The sequence below is a fragment of the Rhodopseudomonas sp. RCAM05734 genome (assembly GCF_052658035.1).
The window spans coordinates 6,439,811-6,458,115 of record NZ_CP199742.1 but is presented as its reverse complement, the minus strand read 5'-3'; the positions used below and the strand labels follow the sequence as shown (position 1 = coordinate 6,458,115).

The window sequence follows — 18,305 nt, the reverse complement described above, 5'->3', positions numbered from 1 at the left end:
TATTACGAATGTCTTGCAATAGGTGGTTTTTGTAATGTACAGTCGTTGGACGATCAAACGATTTACCGACGCTCTTCAAACAGCAGAGCGAGTGCATTCAGGGTATCTGACGATGAGTGTCCATCACTTTGGCGAAACTTCCGTGGTGCGTGTAACGGAACAGTGCGGAATAAGCTTCACCCCCGAGGAGCTGTTTCCGCAGTGGGATCGCGCGCTGCTGGAGCAGCATCGCGGGTTGATGATTCCCACGTGCTTTGACGAGGCTCATGGTCGCTTCATCAACAGTGTTCATACTTGGGTTTTGAAGACTCCGAAGCATGTGATCTTGATCGACAGCTGCGGCGGAAACCATAAGAACCGGCCCGGCATGCCGCAGTTTCATGAACAAAACCTGCCGTTCCTCGATCGGCTTGCGGAGGCTGGTGTTACGCCGGAGCAGGTCGATTACGTGTGCTGTACGCACCTGCACGTCGACCATTGCGGGTGGAACACGATGCTGCGCGACGGCCGCTGGGTGCCGACATTTCCGAATGCCAGGTATATATTCTCCAAGGCTGAACATGATCACTGGTCGGGCCCGGGCCGAACCGGCATTTTTGCCACCATCTACGAGGATAGTGTGTTGCCGGTCGTGGCAAGCGGTCAGGCTGACATCGTTGACGGCGATGGCCCAGTGGATAACGGCCTCATCTTGCATGCAACTCCGGGCCACAGTCCTGGCCACGTAGCAGTCGAATTCGTCGATCAGGGGCGGCGCGGGCTGTTCGGTGGCGATATTATGCATCAGCCGCTGCAGGTGTTCCGGCCAGAATGGAATAGCGTCTTCTGCGAAGATCAGGTCAAGGCGCGGGCGTCCCGACGTTGGTTCCTGGAGTACGCCGCCGAGCAGCGAGCAACGGTGTTCACCGCTCATTTTGCTGGAAGTTCTGCTGGTCTTGTTGGCCGGCAAGGCGATTTGTTCGACTGGCGTTTTGTCTAAGCAGACTGGCGAAGGTTGGAGGTATGAGGCGTTGTTCGCTTGTGTATATCTGCCGTGCAGCGTCGTGCTCTGCAACGAAATCTCTGATGCAGCCGGCGAGTCTGGCAAGTGTGCGTCGGTGATCGCGACACCGCAGAGCAGCCGCGCTTGGCACGGGGCCTGACAGCAATGATCGCCAAGATAGGTGTCAGATCGATTGTCCCAAGCCCTCGGTGGTGTGTGTACTCTGGCTGGAACGTTGTAGCGACGTCTGTCACTGGGGTGACGAGCTTGGCGGCGAGGTCGCGAGAGATATTCGAGAAGAGTTAGAGGACGTGCTGCAACTCTTACGGTCAACTCGTGCAGAGGTGAGCAGACAAACGCAGGATGGCGATCGTCCTTGAGACGACCTAGTGAGATCCCATGAAGCGCCCTGATCACCAGGGGGCCGGCGGTTAAAAACCCCGAAAAAATCCAGAGCGGAGAAGTCCATGTTTAAGAGAACCAATCCCGGCACAATTGCTCCCCCTGTTGGCGCATATAGTCATAGCATGGAAATTCCTGCCAATGCTCGATGGCTCTCGATTGCCGGGCAGGCGGGTATTCGTCCGGATGGCAGCTTGCCGGAGAGCTTTGAAGACCAGCACGACCAAGTCTGGTTGAACACTCTGGCCATTCTAAGTGCCGCGGGGATGGGACCCGAGAACATTGTCCACTTGAACGTCTACTCGACGGATCCCGCTGGTATCAAATACCTCGCCATTCACCGGAAGAAATATCTGCCGGAAGGCTATCTGCCGACATCGACGTGGGTCGTGGTGTCCGCTCTGGCCAATCCCAAATGGGTGGTCGAGATGGAAGCGTTGGCTGCAAAAGCAGATTGACATGAGAATGCAGTGGGCGGGCGCCGGCGTCGGTCGCGCTCGCCGGCTGTTTCGGTTGCCTTTCAAATCGGCATGCTCCTTCTGAAGTTCGGGCGCGTTTATGTCGTCGTTATCGATGCACGAAGTCCGCCAACGGCATATTACGCGCGCCCTTGTCGGTTTTGAATCGAACGAACTTGCGAATGGGCGGCGCCATGTTCACGTCGCATCACTTCAAGGATAGTCGAATGAATCTAGATCTTGCCGATCCGATCCGCCAACTCGGTCTGATTTGTGGACTTGCCTACATCCCTCATAGCCTCGCCAAATTCACGGCACGTGACAGTGTGTTCGGATTTTTTCAAGCTGCCGGGTTTCGTCCGGTCGCACTGTTTGTCTACACGTCGCTTCTCGTTGAGATAACCGTTACTGTTTGCATGACGTTCGGGATATTCATGACGTTCGCCGGCTGGATATCGGCGATATTTATGCTGACCGCCGCAGCTTCCGTGCTGAAGGTTTCTGGCGGCGAATGGAGCTGGAATCTCGGCGGTTGCGAATACCACGTGTTTTGGGCGCTGTGCTCGTTGGTCGTCGCGCTTCACGCGACAACCTAATCCCAGTGCTCTTGGATCGCGCTCGGCTGGTCGTGCGTCTCAGGCGTCTTAAGACGACGTGTCGCTTTTACTGGAGCTTATTGACGTCGATGCCGTGGGTGAAGCTAAGCAGAATGGGACAACTTAGCGGCCCCCACTTGTGAGAACAGAAAACTCGAACGTTTCCAACATGCTCAAGCGTTAAGGTGTGCCTCATAGTTTAATCCATTGACGGCGAGCGATCGTTAATCCTACATTTATGCGGGTATATCGAGATCGGCTAGAGATGCGTCTCTTTCGGACTTTTACCTTCGCCGACACGCACGGTCTGCTGACCTTGCCGACTTGCCAAGTGCGGTTTTCCACCGAAAACTGCGGCTGGTCCTCGTTGTTCGTTTCATATCAGAGTGAAGCGCCTTTTCATGCCGACCTTCACCCCTTGGATCATCATCTCATCGTCTTGCATTTGACTGGCCCGGTGCGCATAGACGGAAATGTCGATGACAATCCCAGCAGTAAAGTCGTTTCTCCTGGCTGCATAGGTTTCTGGCCGGCTGGTCGCAAGTTTAGCATTACCTTGCGAGATCAGTTGGAAACAATCCACCTGTATTTGAGCTCAACCGTCATGCGAAAGGCTGCGGACCAGCTAGGGTATGTGTCTGGCAAAATAAGCTACCGGCCATTGTTCGCTATAAAAGATGAGTTGCTGGAGCAGCTGATCATGGAAGCATGGCGAGTTGCGGCTAAGCGTTCCGATCGATCAAATCTTTATGCAGATCAGGTAGCATTGTCGATTGCAACTCGGCTCGTCTGGATAAATGCTCAAGCCATCCAGGAACCGGAGTGCGACAAAGGGCTGACCAGCGCGCAGTTGGAAAAAATTAGGAACCACATTGACCAAAATCTAGACAGCCATTTACGGTTGCAGGACCTGAGCGATCTGATCGGTCATAGCGCGTCATATTTTTCCCGCCAATTCAAAAATGCCACGAGCAAATCACCTCATCAGTTTATCGTGGTGCAACGCGTAGAGCGCGCCAAGCGCCTTCTTCGACATACAACAAATTCGATAGCAGAAATTGCGCTTGACTGCGGATTTTCGCACCAAGAGCACCTGACCCATGTTTTCCGAAGGATCGCAGGCGTTACTCCTGGCAGCTATCGGAAAGCGTCCCACGATTCTGTTGCGTAGGCCTTGGCAAGGGTCTCCCAGAATGCGCCACTACACTGCTCCCGGCATGCAAGTTTGGCGAGGGTCAATCAATCGCTCAGATGCTGAGAGCGATATCTCGCGCAGGGCCGTCAGCAAGAAGTTTGCGTGCAGACATATGCACGGCGGGAGCATTCAGAGTCTCGACTGCCGTGACGAGCCCATTCCGTGACCGCACCACGACCTGCCCGCCTTTTTCGGTTTGTGTCAGACGTGCCGTGTCGTCGGGGGCGGCTAAGCCCGCAATTTGTAGTTTGTACTTGCCCTGATCGCTCCAAAACCACGGCAGTGCCGCGTAAGGAGCAGGGCGGCCCACAATCACCTCGGCAAGGCATCGTCCGTGATCGACTGCTGCCTGTACCGATTCAAGACGAATGAGTGTAGGGCCGAATGGATCGGGAAAAGCCGCACAGTCTCCGACGGCGTGAATCGTTGGATCCGCGGTCGTCAGATAGCGGTCTGTTACGATACCGTTGCGGACACTCAATCCGGCCGCCTCTGCAAGCTCGGTATTCGGAATAACCCCGGTCGCCAAGATTACGCAGTCGGCGGGCAGGAAACATCCGTCGCTCAGCGACACCCCGCACACCCGACCATCCGACTGCGCATCCACAGATGCAGCGAATCTGTTCAGGAATATCGAAACCCCATGCTCGCAGTGAATCTGTTGCACGATTGTCGACATCTGAGGTGAGATGGCCCGTGCCATCAATCGTCCTGCACTCTCGACAATACTGACTTCGATACCCGCCTCGCGCGCGACCGCGGCGAACTCCAACCCAATGAAGCCCCCTCCGATCACGACGGCGCGCCGCATCGTGGCCATTTCGCTACGCAGGCGCCGCGCATCTTCAATGGATCGCAAGGCATGGACGCCCGGTAGACTAACCCCCTTGATCGGTGGTGAGGCGATCCGAGTACCGGTGGCCAAAACCAGAATATCCCAATCAAGATGTCGCCCGTCATCCAGTGTAATGCGTTTTTCTCGACGATCCAATGCCGTGACGCGCCGTTCGCGCAAGAGGGAGATCCGATTCTCGTGATAGAAAGACAGATTGCGTAAGTACAGTCTCTCTTCGTTACCCTCTTTCAGGTAGGCCTTCGAAAGAGGCGGGCGCTGATAGGGAGGGGAGGCGTCATCACCTACCAATGTAATGTCGCCCGCAAAACCCTTTTGTCGCAAGCTTGCGGCAAGTTGGAAGCCTGCTTGGCCGGTGCCGACCACCAATACGCGCTCGGTCATCAAAAGTGGCTTTCGGGTAGGTGCATAATCATTCCATCCATTTCGGGCCGCATAATGAGTTAGCAGTCTGGGCGATAATTGTTGCGCAATTCAGAGGCTTCGACGGCTAGCAACTCCTCTGCAGTCTTGCCACGCATAGGACACCAGTTAATAGATTGCGGTGCCACATAAACGTGGCTGATCCCGCAACTCGTCGATACGCCGCAGTTTGCGGAGGTTCCTGTGATGCCGTTATCCAATGCAATACGCATCAATGTCTCGCCCGCGGTTGCAGTAACAGTCGTCGCGTCTCCCAATTCGATGCTAAGGATAAGTGTTTCCATGACGACATCCTCGACGTCTTAGACGTGAACCTGACGGCTTGTCTCGTGCGTCAGTCAAACTCAACCTCTACTTCGAGTAATTCGTAGGCGCGCACAACGTTATTCATCAGCCGTTTTTCATTTCGGATGTGGAAGCGCCGTACGCGGCTCAGCAAGGCCGTTAAGAGGGATACGATTTCCAGGCGAGCAAGGTTCATGCCCAAGCATTGATGTGTACCGAAACCGAAGGCGAGATGCATGTTCGCGTTGTGCCGGGTAACGTCGAAGCGGTCTGGGTTCTCGAATTGTCGCGGGTCCCGGTTTGCCGCACCATAGAAACAGATCACACGGCTGTCTTTGGGAATAGTGACTCCATCGATCTGAACGTCATTGGCAACATATCGGCTAAAACCCTGCAGCGGAGCTTCGAGTCGCAATACCTCGTTTACTGCATTGCGCACCAACGCATTGTCATTGCGCACCTTGTCCCATTGATCGGGCGATCGTGCGAAGTGCCATACAGCCGAGACAATGCCAGAGATGGTGGTGTCAAGACTTGGTACAAGATAGTCGCCCATTAGAACTGAGACGGCTTCTTTGGGAACGGCGCCACTGTCGGCCGCATCGAGGATGGCATCGGCCCAGCTCCCCTTGCGAAGCTTGCCACGCACCGCCTGGCTGCTAGCGTATTCCACCATCTCCCCCAATACCGGAAGCGACCGCAACGTGCGCTCGTTCGCCGGACCGAAACAATTGAAGGCGGCTTCTGACCATTCCAGCATCCGTTCGCGCCCCTCTTCGGCAACGCCAACCGCGTTCGACACGATCTTCAGCGGCAAATATTGAGCAAGGTCCTTGACCGCGTCGAACCGTCCGCCCCGATCGCCCAGCAACCGGTCGACGAGCCCCTCGCTCTCCATGCGGATCTCGTCCTGCAGACCCTTGAGGGCACCTGGTGTCATGGGAGCAGCCGTAATTTTACGAAGGCGGGTGTGCATATCGCCATCGCTGCAGAGTGTGTTGCCGACCAGAAGAGTGTTTAGTTGATCGTTCATCATCACGCCTCGTCCAGACACGAAATTTGCGTCATCGCTGAGCGCCTGCCTGACAGGCGAATAGCGCGTCAAGGCATACATCTCGTATTTTGTTAGCCAGACAACCGGACCCATGTCGCGCAGCATGTCATAGCCCGGAAAAGGATGGGGCAACGCGCCGTCGTGATAGGGATCGTAATCAGATTGGGGAATTCGATTATTCGTGTCGAGCATTGGTATTCCTCCTCTGTGGTCGCGGCTTGGTGTTGACTGCTCTTGCCTTGGCGCAGGTTACGTTTCTTAATCCAATTTAATATGCTTCTTCCCGCCGCGAGTCGGATCGAGCATCGATCCTCGGCCAGCCGCGGCTCACGTAAGCACTCAACGGCATCTGGAGATCTTTCCCGATCTCCTCCGGAAACCGATTCTGCTTGACGATGCCTCGAACCATCGCCAAATGCCGGCGGTTCACGTAGTCAATCAAGACGATTCCGGCGTAAAAGCCGGTATGATATAAGGCTTTCGAGACTTGTCTCCGTCGCGCAAATTGACTTCAGCGACCTGGTTTCCGCTAGCAGTGACCCAGGTTAGATGGCGCTGCCAGAGAACTGGATCGTGACCGGGAATAATGCGATTTGTCTCGTTTTTCAAAAATTCGCGCATTTGCAGAAACGTTTTGATTTGGTTGAATGAGTTGCCTTGATTGTACCCTGGCGGCCACATCTTCTCGACATTCGAGTACCAATAGACGGCGTCTCCAGCGACCGCGAATGGTCCATTATGCGTCCGGATCATAAAGAATTGAGTGCCAAACGTGTGTGAATCTTTAGCGAGATGAGCCGTGATGCCCGGCAGAATTTCTTCCTCTCCACGAACAAAGCAGAGCCGACCCGTGGCCAATCCCTCCGCGGCGTGAACAAGATCTTCTGGGTCAAACGACGAAAGTATCCAGGCTCTCTCTTCGTCAGAGTTCATGTTCTGGTGGGCGCTACATACTGCTTCCGACCACCCGAGATATTCGTCGAGCTGGATATACAGTTTGGCGTTTGGGAACGCGCGAAAATTTCCAATATGATCGAAATGCATGTGGGTGACCAAAATGACGTCCACGTCCTCCGGTGAGAAGCCCACCCTTTCCAGAACGTCCTTTGGCTCCTCCCAGCCCGAGAAGGAATAACGCTTCAGCCATTCGCCCTTCTGGAAGCCGCAATCAACAAGAGCCACATGCTGTTTGCCGCCGACTTCGCCGCCGACGACCAGTGTGTAGATCATCGGAACCGTGACGATGCCCTTGTTGCTGTAAAGACCCGAGCCCCCAAAGAAGTCGTACGGCATATGCGACTGACAGTAAGCGAGAGGCCAAATCGAATAGTCTGTGTCACGAGCCGGATGAACGTCTAAAAGAGGGGGCAGCTTCATGTCATGTCTCCCGTTGCGGAATACGCCAGTCACGAAACTGACATCATCAAGACTGGGTATCCTGCAAATTCATGATGCCTTCTGCCGAATCCTGCCATGCGCCTGGCTTTATGAGAAACGCGCGTTTCACGTTGTGGACCCGCGTCAGCAGGGTACTCTGCAGAGACCTCCCAGCAGCGGATCCGGGCGTGCCTCTCCTCATCAAGGTCTCATGCGACGGAAAGTCCGACGATCGATGCTCGCAAGCCGCCATAGGCGTCCGTCAACGGGCAGCCCGGCTGTCGTGCCGGCGTCCTGTTCGACTTGCGGCTAACTCCGACAGCGCGCCGGAACGCGCCGAACATGTTCCAACAACGCTGGAGTTTCAGGAAGATCGCTGAATCCGCCGTAGAGTAAAAAAAGAGCGGGAGGTTCGCCCCGAGGCAAGCCATCCCGCTCAGTTCGGCTACGGCGAATCTAGCACGAGCAAAGATCAGAACTTCACTGTAATGCCAGTATAGACCGTGGATTGCGTGCAGCTCTTAGTACTCTGGCCGGATGCGGCGACCGTGCAGACGCCGGGCGTTGCGTTATGGTCAAGACCGTGCACGTTTTGCCAATAGGAGTAGGCCACCCAAAGATCGACAGCGTGCGCATGCTTCGGACCCATGAAGGCTTTACCGGCATCGAACGTCAAGCGGATCGGCTCGCTGTTAAACTCCGTTTTGCTCGCGGTACTGAAACGTCCAACACCGGAGAGCGCCGGGAGCCCATTCGAGTCGCCCTTCGGTCCGATCCAGCTCGCGCGGCCACTGATGGAGAAAAACTGCATATTCTCCGGGAGGAAGCCCAAGTCCATGTACCAATTCGTCTCGATTGCCCATGTGGTTTTGAATTCGATGTTGCCGTCGGCCTGGCAGCTCACGCCGGGAACGCCTGGACCAAACAGACCGCACTGAGTGAAAGCGATGTGATTGAATTCTTTGTATGCCAGGGGCGCCACATTGAAGAAGCCCTTGTAAGGGAGATCGAACGCGAATTGCAAACCGGCGACGAATTGGCGATCGGCGGGAGCGAGAAAGGTATTCGTCGTTTCACCGAAAGCCCCAACTTCCAACGAAATATTGCGCAGAGGTCCTAGGCTGAAGGCCTTGGTGTCAAAGATTTCATTGAGGCCGAAAGTGCTGCGCAGAAGACCGAAGAATTCCGTGGCGCCCGCACAATCTGCCACAGCCCCGGTAATGGTGACCCCAGGTGCTACACAGGGACTGGCCGCATCGTTGTGACCCGACTTGAGCATCGAGAAGGTCAGGAAGTTGGTACCGTATTGCCACGCATCGAAGTGGGTGAACGAATAGACGCTCTTCGGCGTCGTGCCGTTGATTGAGCCGTCCGGTCGAGCACTGAACATGCCCGGATCGACACCTTTGGGCATCCAGGAATATGTGACCCGATTGTCGACGATAAGAAAGAATGGCAGATCGGCAGGCTTCGAAGGCGCCTTAAACGATTTGCTTAGCGCTGGCGCATCTTGATCAGCTGCGGCAGCAAATTGAATTGTCCCAGCCGTTATTGCTATTAAGCAAGCCGTGATCGCTATTGTCCGATTAAAGTAATGCATCAAAGTCCCCCAATTTGAAACGAACGGCCCAAGAAGCGGCTATCATTCGATGGAGGATCATCGTCTGTGAGAACCCGTAGCTCAAGATGATGAGATGTCTTGGTGTCGCATTTAGTATGCTCGTCATAATAATACGACAGTGATATCAATTATGAGAAGAATAATAGCTGGAATGATATATTTTATATCTCCTTGAGTAATGATCGATCGATCATGCTGCTTCGATCAATTTCTCAAAGTGCGCGGATCACATCAGAAACGATACTGCCTCGTTGAATGCTCGCTATGATGCGTTGGGTTGCGGTCGGCCTCCTCATTCATTCCTCGTATCCCAGCCTCTCCTCACGGCGCCCTCGATGCTGGCGAAGGCGTTGCTGGCTATATCAGCGTGTCGATATCGACCGCAACGCCATGCCTGCGCCGTCGCATCGAAACGAGCAGCGAGCTCGCCGCCGCGCTGCTCCATGCGTTACCGGTCCGCGCAACAATCGATGAGCGAGGCAGAGCCATGCAAGGTGATGGCAGCGTGATCGCGACCTCGTTCATGGATCTCGTCGCCACTGAAATCCGGATCACGAATGAGCGTAGTAGCGGCGATGGTCGCCGTTCAATCTATCCACATGCTGGTCAGAGAAACGTCCCGGATGTGCCGTCGGGACACGCGGTAGAGAAGTGATCGACCAGTCAAAGTGAACCTTCCCGATTCGTGAGCTGAACTCCATAATTCGGACCATCGATGAAGTGGATGCCAGCGCATTTCAGCGCATCGCAGACCTTCACGACAGTGCCGTAGTGGGCTTCAATGAATCCTTCGGAGGCCTCAAGACGCCGAATGGTCGATATAGACACTCCAGCCCGTTTACATAACTCGAATTGACCCCATCCCAGCAACGCCCGCGCCGCCTTGATCTGGTTGGTAACCGTCAGCATGCCAAGTCCTGTAAATACGCGTTGGCAAAAACAGTCATGTATTACGGCCTATCGTTGCTCAGTCCGGGGTAAATCCCCTTGCACCGGATTGTTTGCCGAAACGGTAACTGCCGTGAGTGTAGCGAACTCGCCTAAACCGCATCGAACGAGGCTGCCGCGGCAAAATCCAATACGAAGTCTATAAGCGCCGTGACACGCGAAATGATCATTCCCGTCACTATTGAACCTGCGTCGCACGCCGCCCCTCCGCCTCTGGCATCAATTCGTCAGAGCGGCTTCGTTGGTTACCTCTGTCGCTCCGCGATCGAGCCAACCCGGGTCGATGCGCGGCAGGGGGATCGCATCTATGAGAAGCTTGGTGTAGGGATCCGTCGGATTCGCGAAAATGTCGTCACATCGACCGTGCTCGACAACTAGTCCATGGCGCATAACGTATACACGGTCGCATACTGATCGGATCACCGAGAGATCATGACTGATAAAAGCCATTGCGAGCCCCATCTCGCGGGTCAGAGATTTCAATAGGTTCAAGGTCTGGGCCTGCGTCGAGACGTCCAGGCCGGAGACGATCTCGTCTGCCAAGACAAAATCTGGCTCAAGCAAAGCTGCACGCGCGATTCCAACCCGTTGTCGTTGCCCGCCTGACAACTCTTGCGGCGAACGATCAAGACAGCTGATGGGTAGGCCGACACGATCGAAAAAAAATCGCACGCGTCTCTCTGCGTCGGCGCTATTCTTCGCCACGAGATGAAACAAAAGAGGCTCCGTCAATATTTGGCGTATGCTCCGCCGAGGATTGAGCGAGCTCATCGGATCCTGAAAGATCATCTGCATGCGCCGCCGCATTGGCCTGATCTGCCGCTCCGGCATATGTGTTATGTCCGTCCCGTCGAAGGAAATGCTGCCCTCGGTAACCTCAGTCAGTCTCAGCAGCGCTCGGCCAAGGGTCGACTTTCCGGAACCCGACTCGCCGACGATCCCTACGGTCTCGTGACGATCGATGTAAATATCGATGCCGTGCAGCACCTTGTGCTCACCGGCGTTGCTTTGGGAGCGGCGGTGTCTGCCGTAGACGACCTCAATACCGGTCGCAGAGATCAAGGGCTCAGACATAGCTCCCTCCGTCATAGGCGACGATATCTGCTCGCAGAGTTTTGATGATGTCTTCGGGCACAGGCGCGAGCCCCACGCCAGGCTGGTCGTAGCGTGGGCCGGCGGCAATTAGTGCCTTGGTGTAAGGGTGCGTCGGCGTTTCCAGTACTTCCGCCGTCTTTCCGGCTTCGATCACCGTGCCAGCGAATAGCAGCGTAACGCGGTCGCAGATCTGTGCCACGACGCCGAGGTCGTGTGTGACGAAAACAACCGCGGTGCGGTGCGCCTCCTGAAGACCGCGAATCAGCCGCAGGATCTGTTTTTGCACGGTAACGTCGAGCGCGGTGGTCGGCTCGTCGGCAATGATCAGCTTAGGCTCAAGCGCAAAGGCAGCTGCAATCAGAACGCGCTGTCGCATACCGCCAGAGAGCTCATGTGGATAGGATCGCATCACACGCTCGGTATCGGAGATGTGGACCTCGTCGAGCAGCTTGATCGCGCGTTCGCGCGCCTGGCGCCAAGACATACCGCGCCGCATGCGCAAGCCGTCGGTGAGCTGCAACTCGATCCGCCGGCCGGGATTGAGCGCCGTCAGGGGGTCCTGCGGGATGAGCGCGATGACATCGCCGAATATCTGGCGCAACGCGTGCGGCGGCAGTGTGCGCAGGTTATGGCCGTCGAAGACGATCTCGCCTTGCGTGATTCGCACGGTGTGCGGCAGCACGCCGAGCAGCGCCTTGGCAATAGTAGACTTGCCGGCCCCGCTTTCGCCGACCAGGCCAAGCGTCTCGCCCGGCGCGACCTCAAGGTTGACTCGGCGTAGAATTGGCGTGCCGCTGTCGAGGTCCGAGACGGCGCTGAGATTACGAATTCGGAGAATGGGTTCGGTCATCGGCGGAGCACCGGATCGAGAGCGCGGCGAAGCCCTTCGCCAAGCTGGTTGAACGCGAGGACGGTTGCAAACAGTAGGACCAACGGAGCCGCCAGCACCCACCAGCTCTGGTAGATGGATTGACGGCCCGCTGCGATCATACCTCCCCAGGTCGGGATATCGGAGGAGACCGACAGGCCGACAAAGGAGAGGATGGCCTCAACGACGATAGCAATCCCCATTTCCAGGCTTATCAAAGCCAACAACGCCGGTACGATATTGGGCAGGATCTCGCGCGTCAGGATGCGATGGCCAGGAAAGCCGACGGCGCGGGCGGCCGTGACATATTCGCTTTGGGCCTGCGCCATTGTCTCGGCTCGGACGACGCGACAGAAGCGGGTCCAGTCGATGATCGCGATTGCGGTAACGACCGAACGCAGTCCGGCGCCGAACATGGCGACGAGCAGGATCGAGAGCAGCACCGGTGGGAAAGCCATCCATATGTCGACCAGCCGCGAGATCGCGACATCGGCCCAACCACGATACCAGCCGGCAAGGAGACCGAGCGTAGTCCCGAGCAACGCGGCTAGGCCCGCGGCTACGAAGGCCACGGTCATCGCCACTCGGGTTCCGAAGATGAGCCGCGATAGCACGTCACGACCGAGAGTGTCGGTACCGAGAAAATAGCCTGGCTCGTTACCGTCAAATCCAACCGGTGGCAGGGACGCGAGCATCAGGTCTTGATCGAGCGGGTTCTTCGGCGCGATCGATGGCGCAAAAACGGCGATCAAGATCAGCAGCAGGATGAAACCGCCACCAATCGTCACCTTGGGCTCGCGCAAGATCGTCGGTAGACATCGTTTTGAACTGCTCGGGTCTGCGTTAATGACGGCTTCACGGGTCATTGCACTAGCCCCTACGGAGCTTTGGATTGAAAACGACGGCGAGCAGATCGACAGTAATATTGATAGCAATGAAAATAACGGCAAACATCAGAACAAGCCCTTGGATGAGCGGAAGGTCTCGGTTGATCATCGCATCGATCGCCATATTGCCGATTCCCGGATAGGCAAAAATGCGTTCCACGATCACGGTGCCGCCGATCAGAAATGTGAATTGCACACCGGTGAGTGCCAGCGTGGGTCCGATGGCGTTTCGCAGCGCTTCCTGCAGGACCAGCCGCAGCTTTGACATTCCCTTGAGCCTGGCGAGCAGAATGTAATCCTGGGCCATGGCCTCGTTCAGCGAGCCCTTGAGCACCCGGGCGATCACAGCCGCCAGTGGCAGCCCAAGTGCTAGAATTGGCATCACGAGATGCCTGGAGACGTCCGCCAATACGTCGAACCGGAGCCGCAATATACTCTCTGCAAAATAGAATGGCGTCGCCATCCCTGAACTCACGCTAGGATCGATCCTTCCAGTTAGCGGCAGGATCGGAAGAAAGACGCCGAACGCGAGCACCAGTGCCAGGGCCCAGACGAAGTCGGGAATCGCTAAAAACAAACCGTTGAGGGCATCGATCGTCGACTCCAGCGCGGTTCGTCGCGCCATGGTCCCGACGATGGCGACAGTTCCGCCCAAGATGACCGCAAATTCGAGTGCGGCGATCGCGAGTTCCATCGTGGCCGGAAGTCGTTCTCCAAGCAGTTGCAGAACGTCGCGGCGCAGCGAGATCGAGACACCGAAGTCACCGCGTAGTGCAGCCGAAATCCAGATGACGAATTGTTTAAACATACTTCCGTCAAGTCCGTATTGGACACGCAGTGCCGCGATATCGGCTTGGCTGGCGCCTGGCGAAATCATCATTGAGACCGGATCGCCGGGGACGACGCGCAGCAACAGGAAAACGACGACGGCAACGCCGAAGAGCGTACCAATTGCCATGATCAATCGCTTGAGGAGAGTGATGGGGCTCATCTATCAATCATCGTCTTTATGTCGATGTTTCGGAGGTCGCTACGTACGGAGTGTCCACCTCCGTAGCGAAAGTCACCGCGGAGGTGGATCGAAGCCTGTACTCGGGCCTATGCGTTGGCAACCAATACGGGCTGTAGAGCGCCAGACGTATTCGGCGTTACCTTCAGTGAGGACTTATAGACGATCGGCTGGACATACTGCAGAAGAGGGATCACGTAGCCCTGTTCCTCGATGTACCGGTTAACGGCCTTCCAGCCATCGATCCGCTTCTTTTCGTCCTTCTCCGCCCAAAGCGGCCCCATTTTCGCGTCGAGATCATCCGATTTCCAGGCGGAGTGTGGCGAGGGGCCGAACATCGCGTAGCCCGTCGAGCAGGTCGGATCGCCGATCGCGTCTCCCCAGTTGTAGAAGGCAGCGGGCGCCAATTTATGGGTGGTGCGCAGCTCGAAGTGCTTGGCGATCTCGTACACTTCAATCTCCGCCTCGATGCCGACCTTACGCCACATGCCGACGATCGCCTGGATCATCTCGTAGTCTTTCGGCTTGAACCCGCGCGTCGACTGGATCGTGAACTTGACCGGCTTCTCTGGGGAGTAGCCTGACGCCTTGAGTAGTTCGGCCGCCTTCTTCGGGTCGTAGGACGTCTTGATAGAGGGATCGAAGGCCGAATATTCCGGCGCCTCTAGCGTATCGATCGGCACGCCGTAGCCGTGCAGCAGACGACTGACGATCGCCTTCTTGTCGATCGCATGGATCGCCGCCAGTCGGACGTTCTTGTCGAGCATCACGTTCTTGTTGGTGATGAAGATCATGGCGACGTCTGAGATCGGCGCTGCCACGCCGGCAAGGCCCTTCTTGGCGATCAGCCGATCGTATTCCTCGTACGGTACCTCCAGCGTGACGTCTGACGATCCGGACTCAATCTCGGCCACGCGCGTGGTGGCATCGGGTACGAACTTGAAGATCACGGTCTGGAATGTTGGCTTCCGGCCCCAATAATTCGGGCTGGCTTTCAGGCGCAGGAACGCATTGCCGGAATATTCGTCGACCATATAGGGGCCGGTGCCAATTGGCTTTTTCTCGAAGCCTTCCGCGCCCACTTTCTCGTAATAGGCCTTCGGCAAAACGTATGCGGTGAGAAAAGCCATCCACATGAAAAATGTCGGCTCGAAGCGCAGTACGTCGCCGGTGATGCGATTCCCATCGATTTTGTAGTTTCCGGCGGTCGCCCAGATAAAGTATGCCGGGTTCCCGCCATCTTTTTTCGCGGCGCGCTCCAGCGACCAGACCACGTCTTCCGGCGTGAATGGCGCGCCGTCATGCCATTTCACATCCTTGCGAACGTCCATCCAGACCTTGGTCTTGTCCTCATTCCAACCCCAGGCCGTGAGCAGCCCTGGCTCAAACGTGAGGTCGGGCTTCTGACCGACGTACTGGTCGAAAATCGAGCGATAGATGGCCTGGGTCGTCGGATTTACCGACTGTTGTCCGACGGTTGGATCGAAGGCTTGCAAATTGACGTTGAAAGCAATGGTCAGTGTATCCGATCCGGCGGCAACCGCTCGCGAGTTTGCGAAAAGCATTTCTTGCAAAAGTGCACCCGCACCAAGTGCGAGCGACTGGCGTCTTGTCAGCAGCATAGTCGTCTCCCCTCATATACATCAAAAATAAAGTACCAAAACGTCAGATTTTCGCACTCCATCTAGACCCGCACGCGAGCACGCCCGTCCGATGTTTGGCAGCCCTTAGTCGAGGCTGCGAAGTACGAAATCCGCACAACGTTCGCCGATTAGCGTTGAAATGGCGTTGGTATTGCCGCTCACCAATTTCGGGATGACGGAAGCGTCGGCCACCCTCAGCCCAGACAAGCCGTTAACACGGAGCTGCACGTCGACAACGGCTCGCGTATCAGCCCCCATACGACAGGTACCCGCAACATGACTGACCGCGCGGGTATACTTCCTGACGAAGCCCTCGGGATTACCGGCGTCCTCCTCGCCCTCAGGCGATGAATAGATCTCGCCGTTGGCGAGTCGGGCCAATGACGGCGCCTTTATAATCCGCCTCGCGACCTCGATGCCGCGTACGATGGTATCGACGTCATCCTGATGCGCCAGCGCTCCCGCATCGAAAACCACGGGGTCGTCGGGTGCGGCACTCTTCAGTCTCACGGATCCGCGCGATTTGGGCCGCAGCAGCTGCACGCAGATCGAGACGCCATGGCCGGGAGGTGCAGGCCATTCCGGCGAACCGAACAAAGAGGGGATCAGGTAGAGCTGAACGTCCGGCCGGCCAGCTCCCTGGGTATCGATGAACGCGCCGGCCTCGCAGATGCTGGAGGCTAACAGACCGCTTCGAAACAGCGCGTACTGCAAACCATGTTTAAGTGCAGCAAAGCCTTTGTCTTGGCCAAACAGGCTGATTGGATCCTTCAACCTGCAATGTAACGGCACCTCGACGTGGTTTTGAAAATTCTCACCGACCTCGGGGGCATCGTAAACGACATCGATACCCTTGTCCTTGAGCAGCGGCGCGGGTCCAATTCCGGAAAGTTGCAGGATCTTCGGCGAAGCCAGCGCGCCCGCTGCCAGTATGACCTCTCTCGCGGCGCGCTCTTCATGCGTTAAACCATCTTTCCCACGATAAACAACGCCGGTTACCCGCGTCCCCTCGATGACGAGCTTCAGCACCTTGCAGTTCGTCCGCACCGTCAGCTTTGGGTGAAGATTTCGCGGCGATAAATAGCTCACCGCAGAGCTGCTGCGACGCCCCTTGAAGCAAGTCGACTGATAGAAACCGACGCCCTCTTGTCGCTGACCGTTGAAATCGTGATTGTACGGGAGTCCAATCTCTTGGCCAGCCTTGATGAAGGCGAGATTGGTCGGGATTCCGTGCCAGGCGTTGCTGACTTTAACGGGCCCATCGACTCCGTGATACGGCTCGGAAAGCGTATCGTTGCATTCTGACTTCTTGAAAAACGGCAAGACGTCATCCCAGCCCCAGCCGGTGCATCCTAGATCTCGCCATTCGTTGTAATCTTCCGCCGAGCCGCGGATATAGATCATGGCGTTGACCGAACTTCCGCCCCCCAACGTGTTTGCCTGCGGGATAAAGAAGGTTCGGGAATCGGCATTGTTCTGTGGCGTCGTTTGATAAGCCACCACTCGATCGCTTGTAAACAAGCGGACGAAACCGCCTGGCATGTGAATGAACGAGGTATTGTCATCGCGGCCACCCTCAAGCAGCAAGACCGAACGGCCTGCCTGGGCTAACCGGCCGGCAATGACGCTACCGGAAGTTCCACCACCGACGACGATGAATTCGTAACTCTGATCTGAGCGTGAATTGGCCATTTACAACTGCTCTTTATAAATCGCTTCAACGACGGCCTGACGTTCCGGCTCGCCGAGTGAAGTGCGATCATGATTGATCTCACCGATGCTAGGAAAACTAGACCGCTTGACGCGCGCCTCGTCTGACCAGAGCTTGGACCGCATTGCGGCCTTGCCGCAGTGGAAGTAAGTTTCTTCCACTTCTATACGGAGAACCGCTCTAGGCTCCTTGCCGAATTCGATCATCCGATTCAGGAGCTCTGGTTCAGCGGTGACGACGCCCCTGCCATTGATCCGGAGCACTTCATCGATGCCCGGCACGAAGAAGAGCAGATGGACAGAGCCGCTTCCTTCGATAATGTTTCTGAGACTGTCGAGCCTATTGTTGCCGGCCCGATCCGGCATCAACAGCAGGTTGGGGCCTTCGACATGAACGAAGCCGGGATTTCCGCCGCGCGGTGATGCATCGGCGCTTCCGTCTGCACCCGTCGTAGCGATCACGCAGAATGGCGACATAGCGATGAACCGCTGAGCATGACCATCGATCGAAGGACACGCTTTCGCGAGCACACGCGAATTCGGCCTGGGATAGATTGCGTCGAGGTCACTTGCAGCAAGATCGGTCAAGGCAATTCTCTCGCACGAGGTAAATTGTCATGAGGCCCGAGTTTTGAGCTTCCAGTATTACGATGTTATGAATTGTACATAATTCTGGCAAGCGGTAATTTTCATACCCAGCTGCCTATTCACGTGGCAGTATTCTTCTCCAACCGCCACCTAACGACGGTGCACCACAAGCTGCGCGTAGTGGTCAAAGGCCATTTATTCCCGCCCTTAACGGATCAAGCTCCGAGACGCTTCTTATTGTCCTGCTGAAAGGCGGGAAGATCGGTGAGGCGCTTTTAGCTGGAGCGCTCATCGCGTGAGCGCCCTCTAGG

The 18,305-nt window shown here is 56.3% G+C and carries 18 protein-coding genes; 5 read left to right on the top strand and 13 right to left on the bottom strand.

The genetic code is table 11. The features are described from left to right. Positions 1-34: 34 nt before the first annotated feature. From ACUXVA_RS30500 to ACUXVA_RS30485, 4 genes are all read left to right on the top strand, one after another. On the top strand, positions 35-979 hold the full coding sequence (locus ACUXVA_RS30500) for an MBL fold metallo-hydrolase (protein ID WP_265082205.1): 945 nt from the start codon (positions 35-37) through the stop codon (positions 977-979). Between the two features lie 470 nt (positions 980-1,449). Next, positions 1,450-1,842, top strand: coding sequence for a RidA family protein (locus tag ACUXVA_RS30495; protein WP_265082206.1), 393 nt, complete (start codon positions 1,450-1,452; stop codon positions 1,840-1,842). 227 nt (positions 1,843-2,069) lie between these two features. Beyond that, positions 2,070-2,438 (top strand): DoxX family protein, encoded by a 369-nt coding sequence (locus ACUXVA_RS30490; protein WP_265082207.1) that lies wholly within the window; start codon positions 2,070-2,072, stop codon positions 2,436-2,438. 265 nt (positions 2,439-2,703) lie between these two features. After that, positions 2,704-3,609, top strand: a complete 906-nt coding sequence (locus ACUXVA_RS30485; RefSeq protein WP_265082208.1) for a helix-turn-helix transcriptional regulator — start codon at positions 2,704-2,706, stop codon at positions 3,607-3,609. 76 nt (positions 3,610-3,685) lie between these two features. Here the strand turns inward: ACUXVA_RS30485 and ACUXVA_RS30480 are convergent, their stop codons facing one another. The 5 genes from ACUXVA_RS30480 to ACUXVA_RS30460 form a co-directional block, all read right to left on the bottom strand. Beyond that, positions 3,686-4,870 (bottom strand): NAD(P)/FAD-dependent oxidoreductase, encoded by a 1,185-nt coding sequence (locus ACUXVA_RS30480; RefSeq protein WP_445489969.1) that lies wholly within the window; start codon positions 4,868-4,870, stop codon positions 3,686-3,688. A 59-nt stretch (positions 4,871-4,929) separates the two neighbouring features. Continuing rightward, positions 4,930-5,193, bottom strand: a complete 264-nt coding sequence (locus ACUXVA_RS30475; RefSeq protein WP_265082209.1) for a 2Fe-2S iron-sulfur cluster-binding protein — start codon at positions 5,191-5,193, stop codon at positions 4,930-4,932. Positions 5,194-5,243: 50 nt separating this feature from the next. Next, positions 5,244-6,440 carry a cytochrome P450 gene (locus ACUXVA_RS30470; RefSeq protein ID WP_265082210.1) on the bottom strand — a complete coding sequence of 399 codons (1,197 nt, stop codon included), beginning with the start codon at positions 6,438-6,440 and terminating at the stop codon, positions 5,244-5,246. Between the two features lie 246 nt (positions 6,441-6,686). Beyond that, positions 6,687-7,625, bottom strand: coding sequence for an MBL fold metallo-hydrolase (locus ACUXVA_RS30465; protein WP_265082211.1), 939 nt, complete (start codon positions 7,623-7,625; stop codon positions 6,687-6,689). Positions 7,626-8,097: 472 nt separating this feature from the next. Then, complete coding sequence (locus tag ACUXVA_RS30460) at positions 8,098-9,225, bottom strand: hypothetical protein (RefSeq protein WP_445489966.1); 1,128 nt, start codon at positions 9,223-9,225, stop codon at positions 8,098-8,100. Between the two features lie 388 nt (positions 9,226-9,613). Between ACUXVA_RS30460 and ACUXVA_RS30455 the strand changes: the two genes are divergently transcribed. Continuing rightward, positions 9,614-9,901 carry a hypothetical protein gene (locus ACUXVA_RS30455; protein WP_265082213.1) on the top strand — a complete coding sequence of 96 codons (288 nt, stop codon included), beginning with the start codon at positions 9,614-9,616 and terminating at the stop codon, positions 9,899-9,901. Between the two features lie 8 nt (positions 9,902-9,909). Here the strand turns inward: ACUXVA_RS30455 and ACUXVA_RS30450 are convergent, their stop codons facing one another. The 8 genes from ACUXVA_RS30450 to ACUXVA_RS30415 all read right to left on the bottom strand — a co-directional run bounded on the left by ACUXVA_RS30450 (position 9,910) and on the right by ACUXVA_RS30415 (position 17,994). Next, the gene (locus ACUXVA_RS30450) at positions 9,910-10,155 is read right to left on the bottom strand and encodes a helix-turn-helix domain-containing protein (protein WP_265082214.1); all 246 of its coding nucleotides are present in this window, start codon (positions 10,153-10,155) and stop codon (positions 9,910-9,912) included. A 258-nt stretch (positions 10,156-10,413) separates the two neighbouring features. Further along, entirely contained in the window at positions 10,414-11,268 is an 855-nt protein-coding gene (locus ACUXVA_RS30445) for an ABC transporter ATP-binding protein (protein ID WP_445489963.1), read from the bottom strand. Next, a complete protein-coding gene (locus ACUXVA_RS30440) occupies positions 11,261-12,139 on the bottom strand; it encodes an ABC transporter ATP-binding protein (protein ID WP_265082215.1) in 879 nt (292 codons plus the stop codon). The genes ACUXVA_RS30445 and ACUXVA_RS30440 overlap by 8 nt, the downstream gene beginning before the upstream one ends. Continuing rightward, positions 12,136-13,023: an ABC transporter permease gene (locus ACUXVA_RS30435; protein ID WP_265082216.1), complete on the bottom strand. Its 888-nt coding sequence runs from the start codon at positions 13,021-13,023 to the stop codon at positions 12,136-12,138. Before ACUXVA_RS30435 ends, ACUXVA_RS30440 begins: the two co-directional genes overlap by 4 nt. A 4-nt stretch (positions 13,024-13,027) precedes the next feature. Then, a complete protein-coding gene (locus ACUXVA_RS30430; RefSeq protein ID WP_265082217.1) occupies positions 13,028-14,035 on the bottom strand; it encodes an ABC transporter permease in 1,008 nt (335 codons plus the stop codon). A 107-nt stretch (positions 14,036-14,142) separates the two neighbouring features. Beyond that, entirely contained in the window at positions 14,143-15,675 is a 1,533-nt protein-coding gene (locus ACUXVA_RS30425) for an ABC transporter substrate-binding protein (RefSeq protein ID WP_445489960.1), read from the bottom strand. Between the two features lie 105 nt (positions 15,676-15,780). Then, positions 15,781-17,388, bottom strand: coding sequence for a GMC family oxidoreductase (locus ACUXVA_RS30420; protein WP_265082218.1), 1,608 nt, complete (start codon positions 17,386-17,388; stop codon positions 15,781-15,783). Continuing rightward, positions 17,389-17,994 carry an MSMEG_1061 family FMN-dependent PPOX-type flavoprotein gene (locus ACUXVA_RS30415; protein WP_265082219.1) on the bottom strand — a complete coding sequence of 202 codons (606 nt, stop codon included), beginning with the start codon at positions 17,992-17,994 and terminating at the stop codon, positions 17,389-17,391. Between the last annotated feature and the right edge of the window lie 311 nt (positions 17,995-18,305).

What these genes read in the sequence shown, in the direction of transcription:
- ACUXVA_RS30500 (WP_265082205.1), top strand. Translation starts at nt 35, where the DNA reads ATGTACAGTCGTTGGACGATCAAACGATTTACCGACGCTCTTCAAACA.
- ACUXVA_RS30495 (WP_265082206.1), top strand. Translation starts at nt 1,450, where the DNA reads ATGTTTAAGAGAACCAATCCCGGCACAATTGCTCCCCCTGTTGGCGCA.
- ACUXVA_RS30490 (WP_265082207.1), top strand. Translation starts at nt 2,070, where the DNA reads ATGAATCTAGATCTTGCCGATCCGATCCGCCAACTCGGTCTGATTTGT.
- ACUXVA_RS30485 (WP_265082208.1), top strand. Translation starts at nt 2,704, where the DNA reads ATGCGTCTCTTTCGGACTTTTACCTTCGCCGACACGCACGGTCTGCTG.
- ACUXVA_RS30480 (WP_445489969.1), bottom strand. Translation starts at nt 4,870, where the DNA reads ATGACCGAGCGCGTATTGGTGGTCGGCACCGGCCAAGCAGGCTTCCAA.
- ACUXVA_RS30475 (WP_265082209.1), bottom strand. Translation starts at nt 5,193, where the DNA reads ATGGAAACACTTATCCTTAGCATCGAATTGGGAGACGCGACGACTGTT.
- ACUXVA_RS30470 (WP_265082210.1), bottom strand. Translation starts at nt 6,440, where the DNA reads ATGCTCGACACGAATAATCGAATTCCCCAATCTGATTACGATCCCTAT.
- ACUXVA_RS30465 (WP_265082211.1), bottom strand. Translation starts at nt 7,625, where the DNA reads ATGAAGCTGCCCCCTCTTTTAGACGTTCATCCGGCTCGTGACACAGAC.
- ACUXVA_RS30460 (WP_445489966.1), bottom strand. Translation starts at nt 9,225, where the DNA reads ATGCATTACTTTAATCGGACAATAGCGATCACGGCTTGCTTAATAGCA.
- ACUXVA_RS30450 (WP_265082214.1), bottom strand. Translation starts at nt 10,155, where the DNA reads ATGCTGACGGTTACCAACCAGATCAAGGCGGCGCGGGCGTTGCTGGGA.
- ACUXVA_RS30445 (WP_445489963.1), bottom strand. Translation starts at nt 11,268, where the DNA reads ATGTCTGAGCCCTTGATCTCTGCGACCGGTATTGAGGTCGTCTACGGC.
- ACUXVA_RS30440 (WP_265082215.1), bottom strand. Translation starts at nt 12,139, where the DNA reads ATGACCGAACCCATTCTCCGAATTCGTAATCTCAGCGCCGTCTCGGAC.
- ACUXVA_RS30435 (WP_265082216.1), bottom strand. Translation starts at nt 13,023, where the DNA reads ATGACCCGTGAAGCCGTCATTAACGCAGACCCGAGCAGTTCAAAACGA.
- ACUXVA_RS30430 (WP_265082217.1), bottom strand. Translation starts at nt 14,035, where the DNA reads ATGAGCCCCATCACTCTCCTCAAGCGATTGATCATGGCAATTGGTACG.
- ACUXVA_RS30425 (WP_445489960.1), bottom strand. Translation starts at nt 15,675, where the DNA reads ATGCTGCTGACAAGACGCCAGTCGCTCGCACTTGGTGCGGGTGCACTT.
- ACUXVA_RS30420 (WP_265082218.1), bottom strand. Translation starts at nt 17,388, where the DNA reads ATGGCCAATTCACGCTCAGATCAGAGTTACGAATTCATCGTCGTCGGT.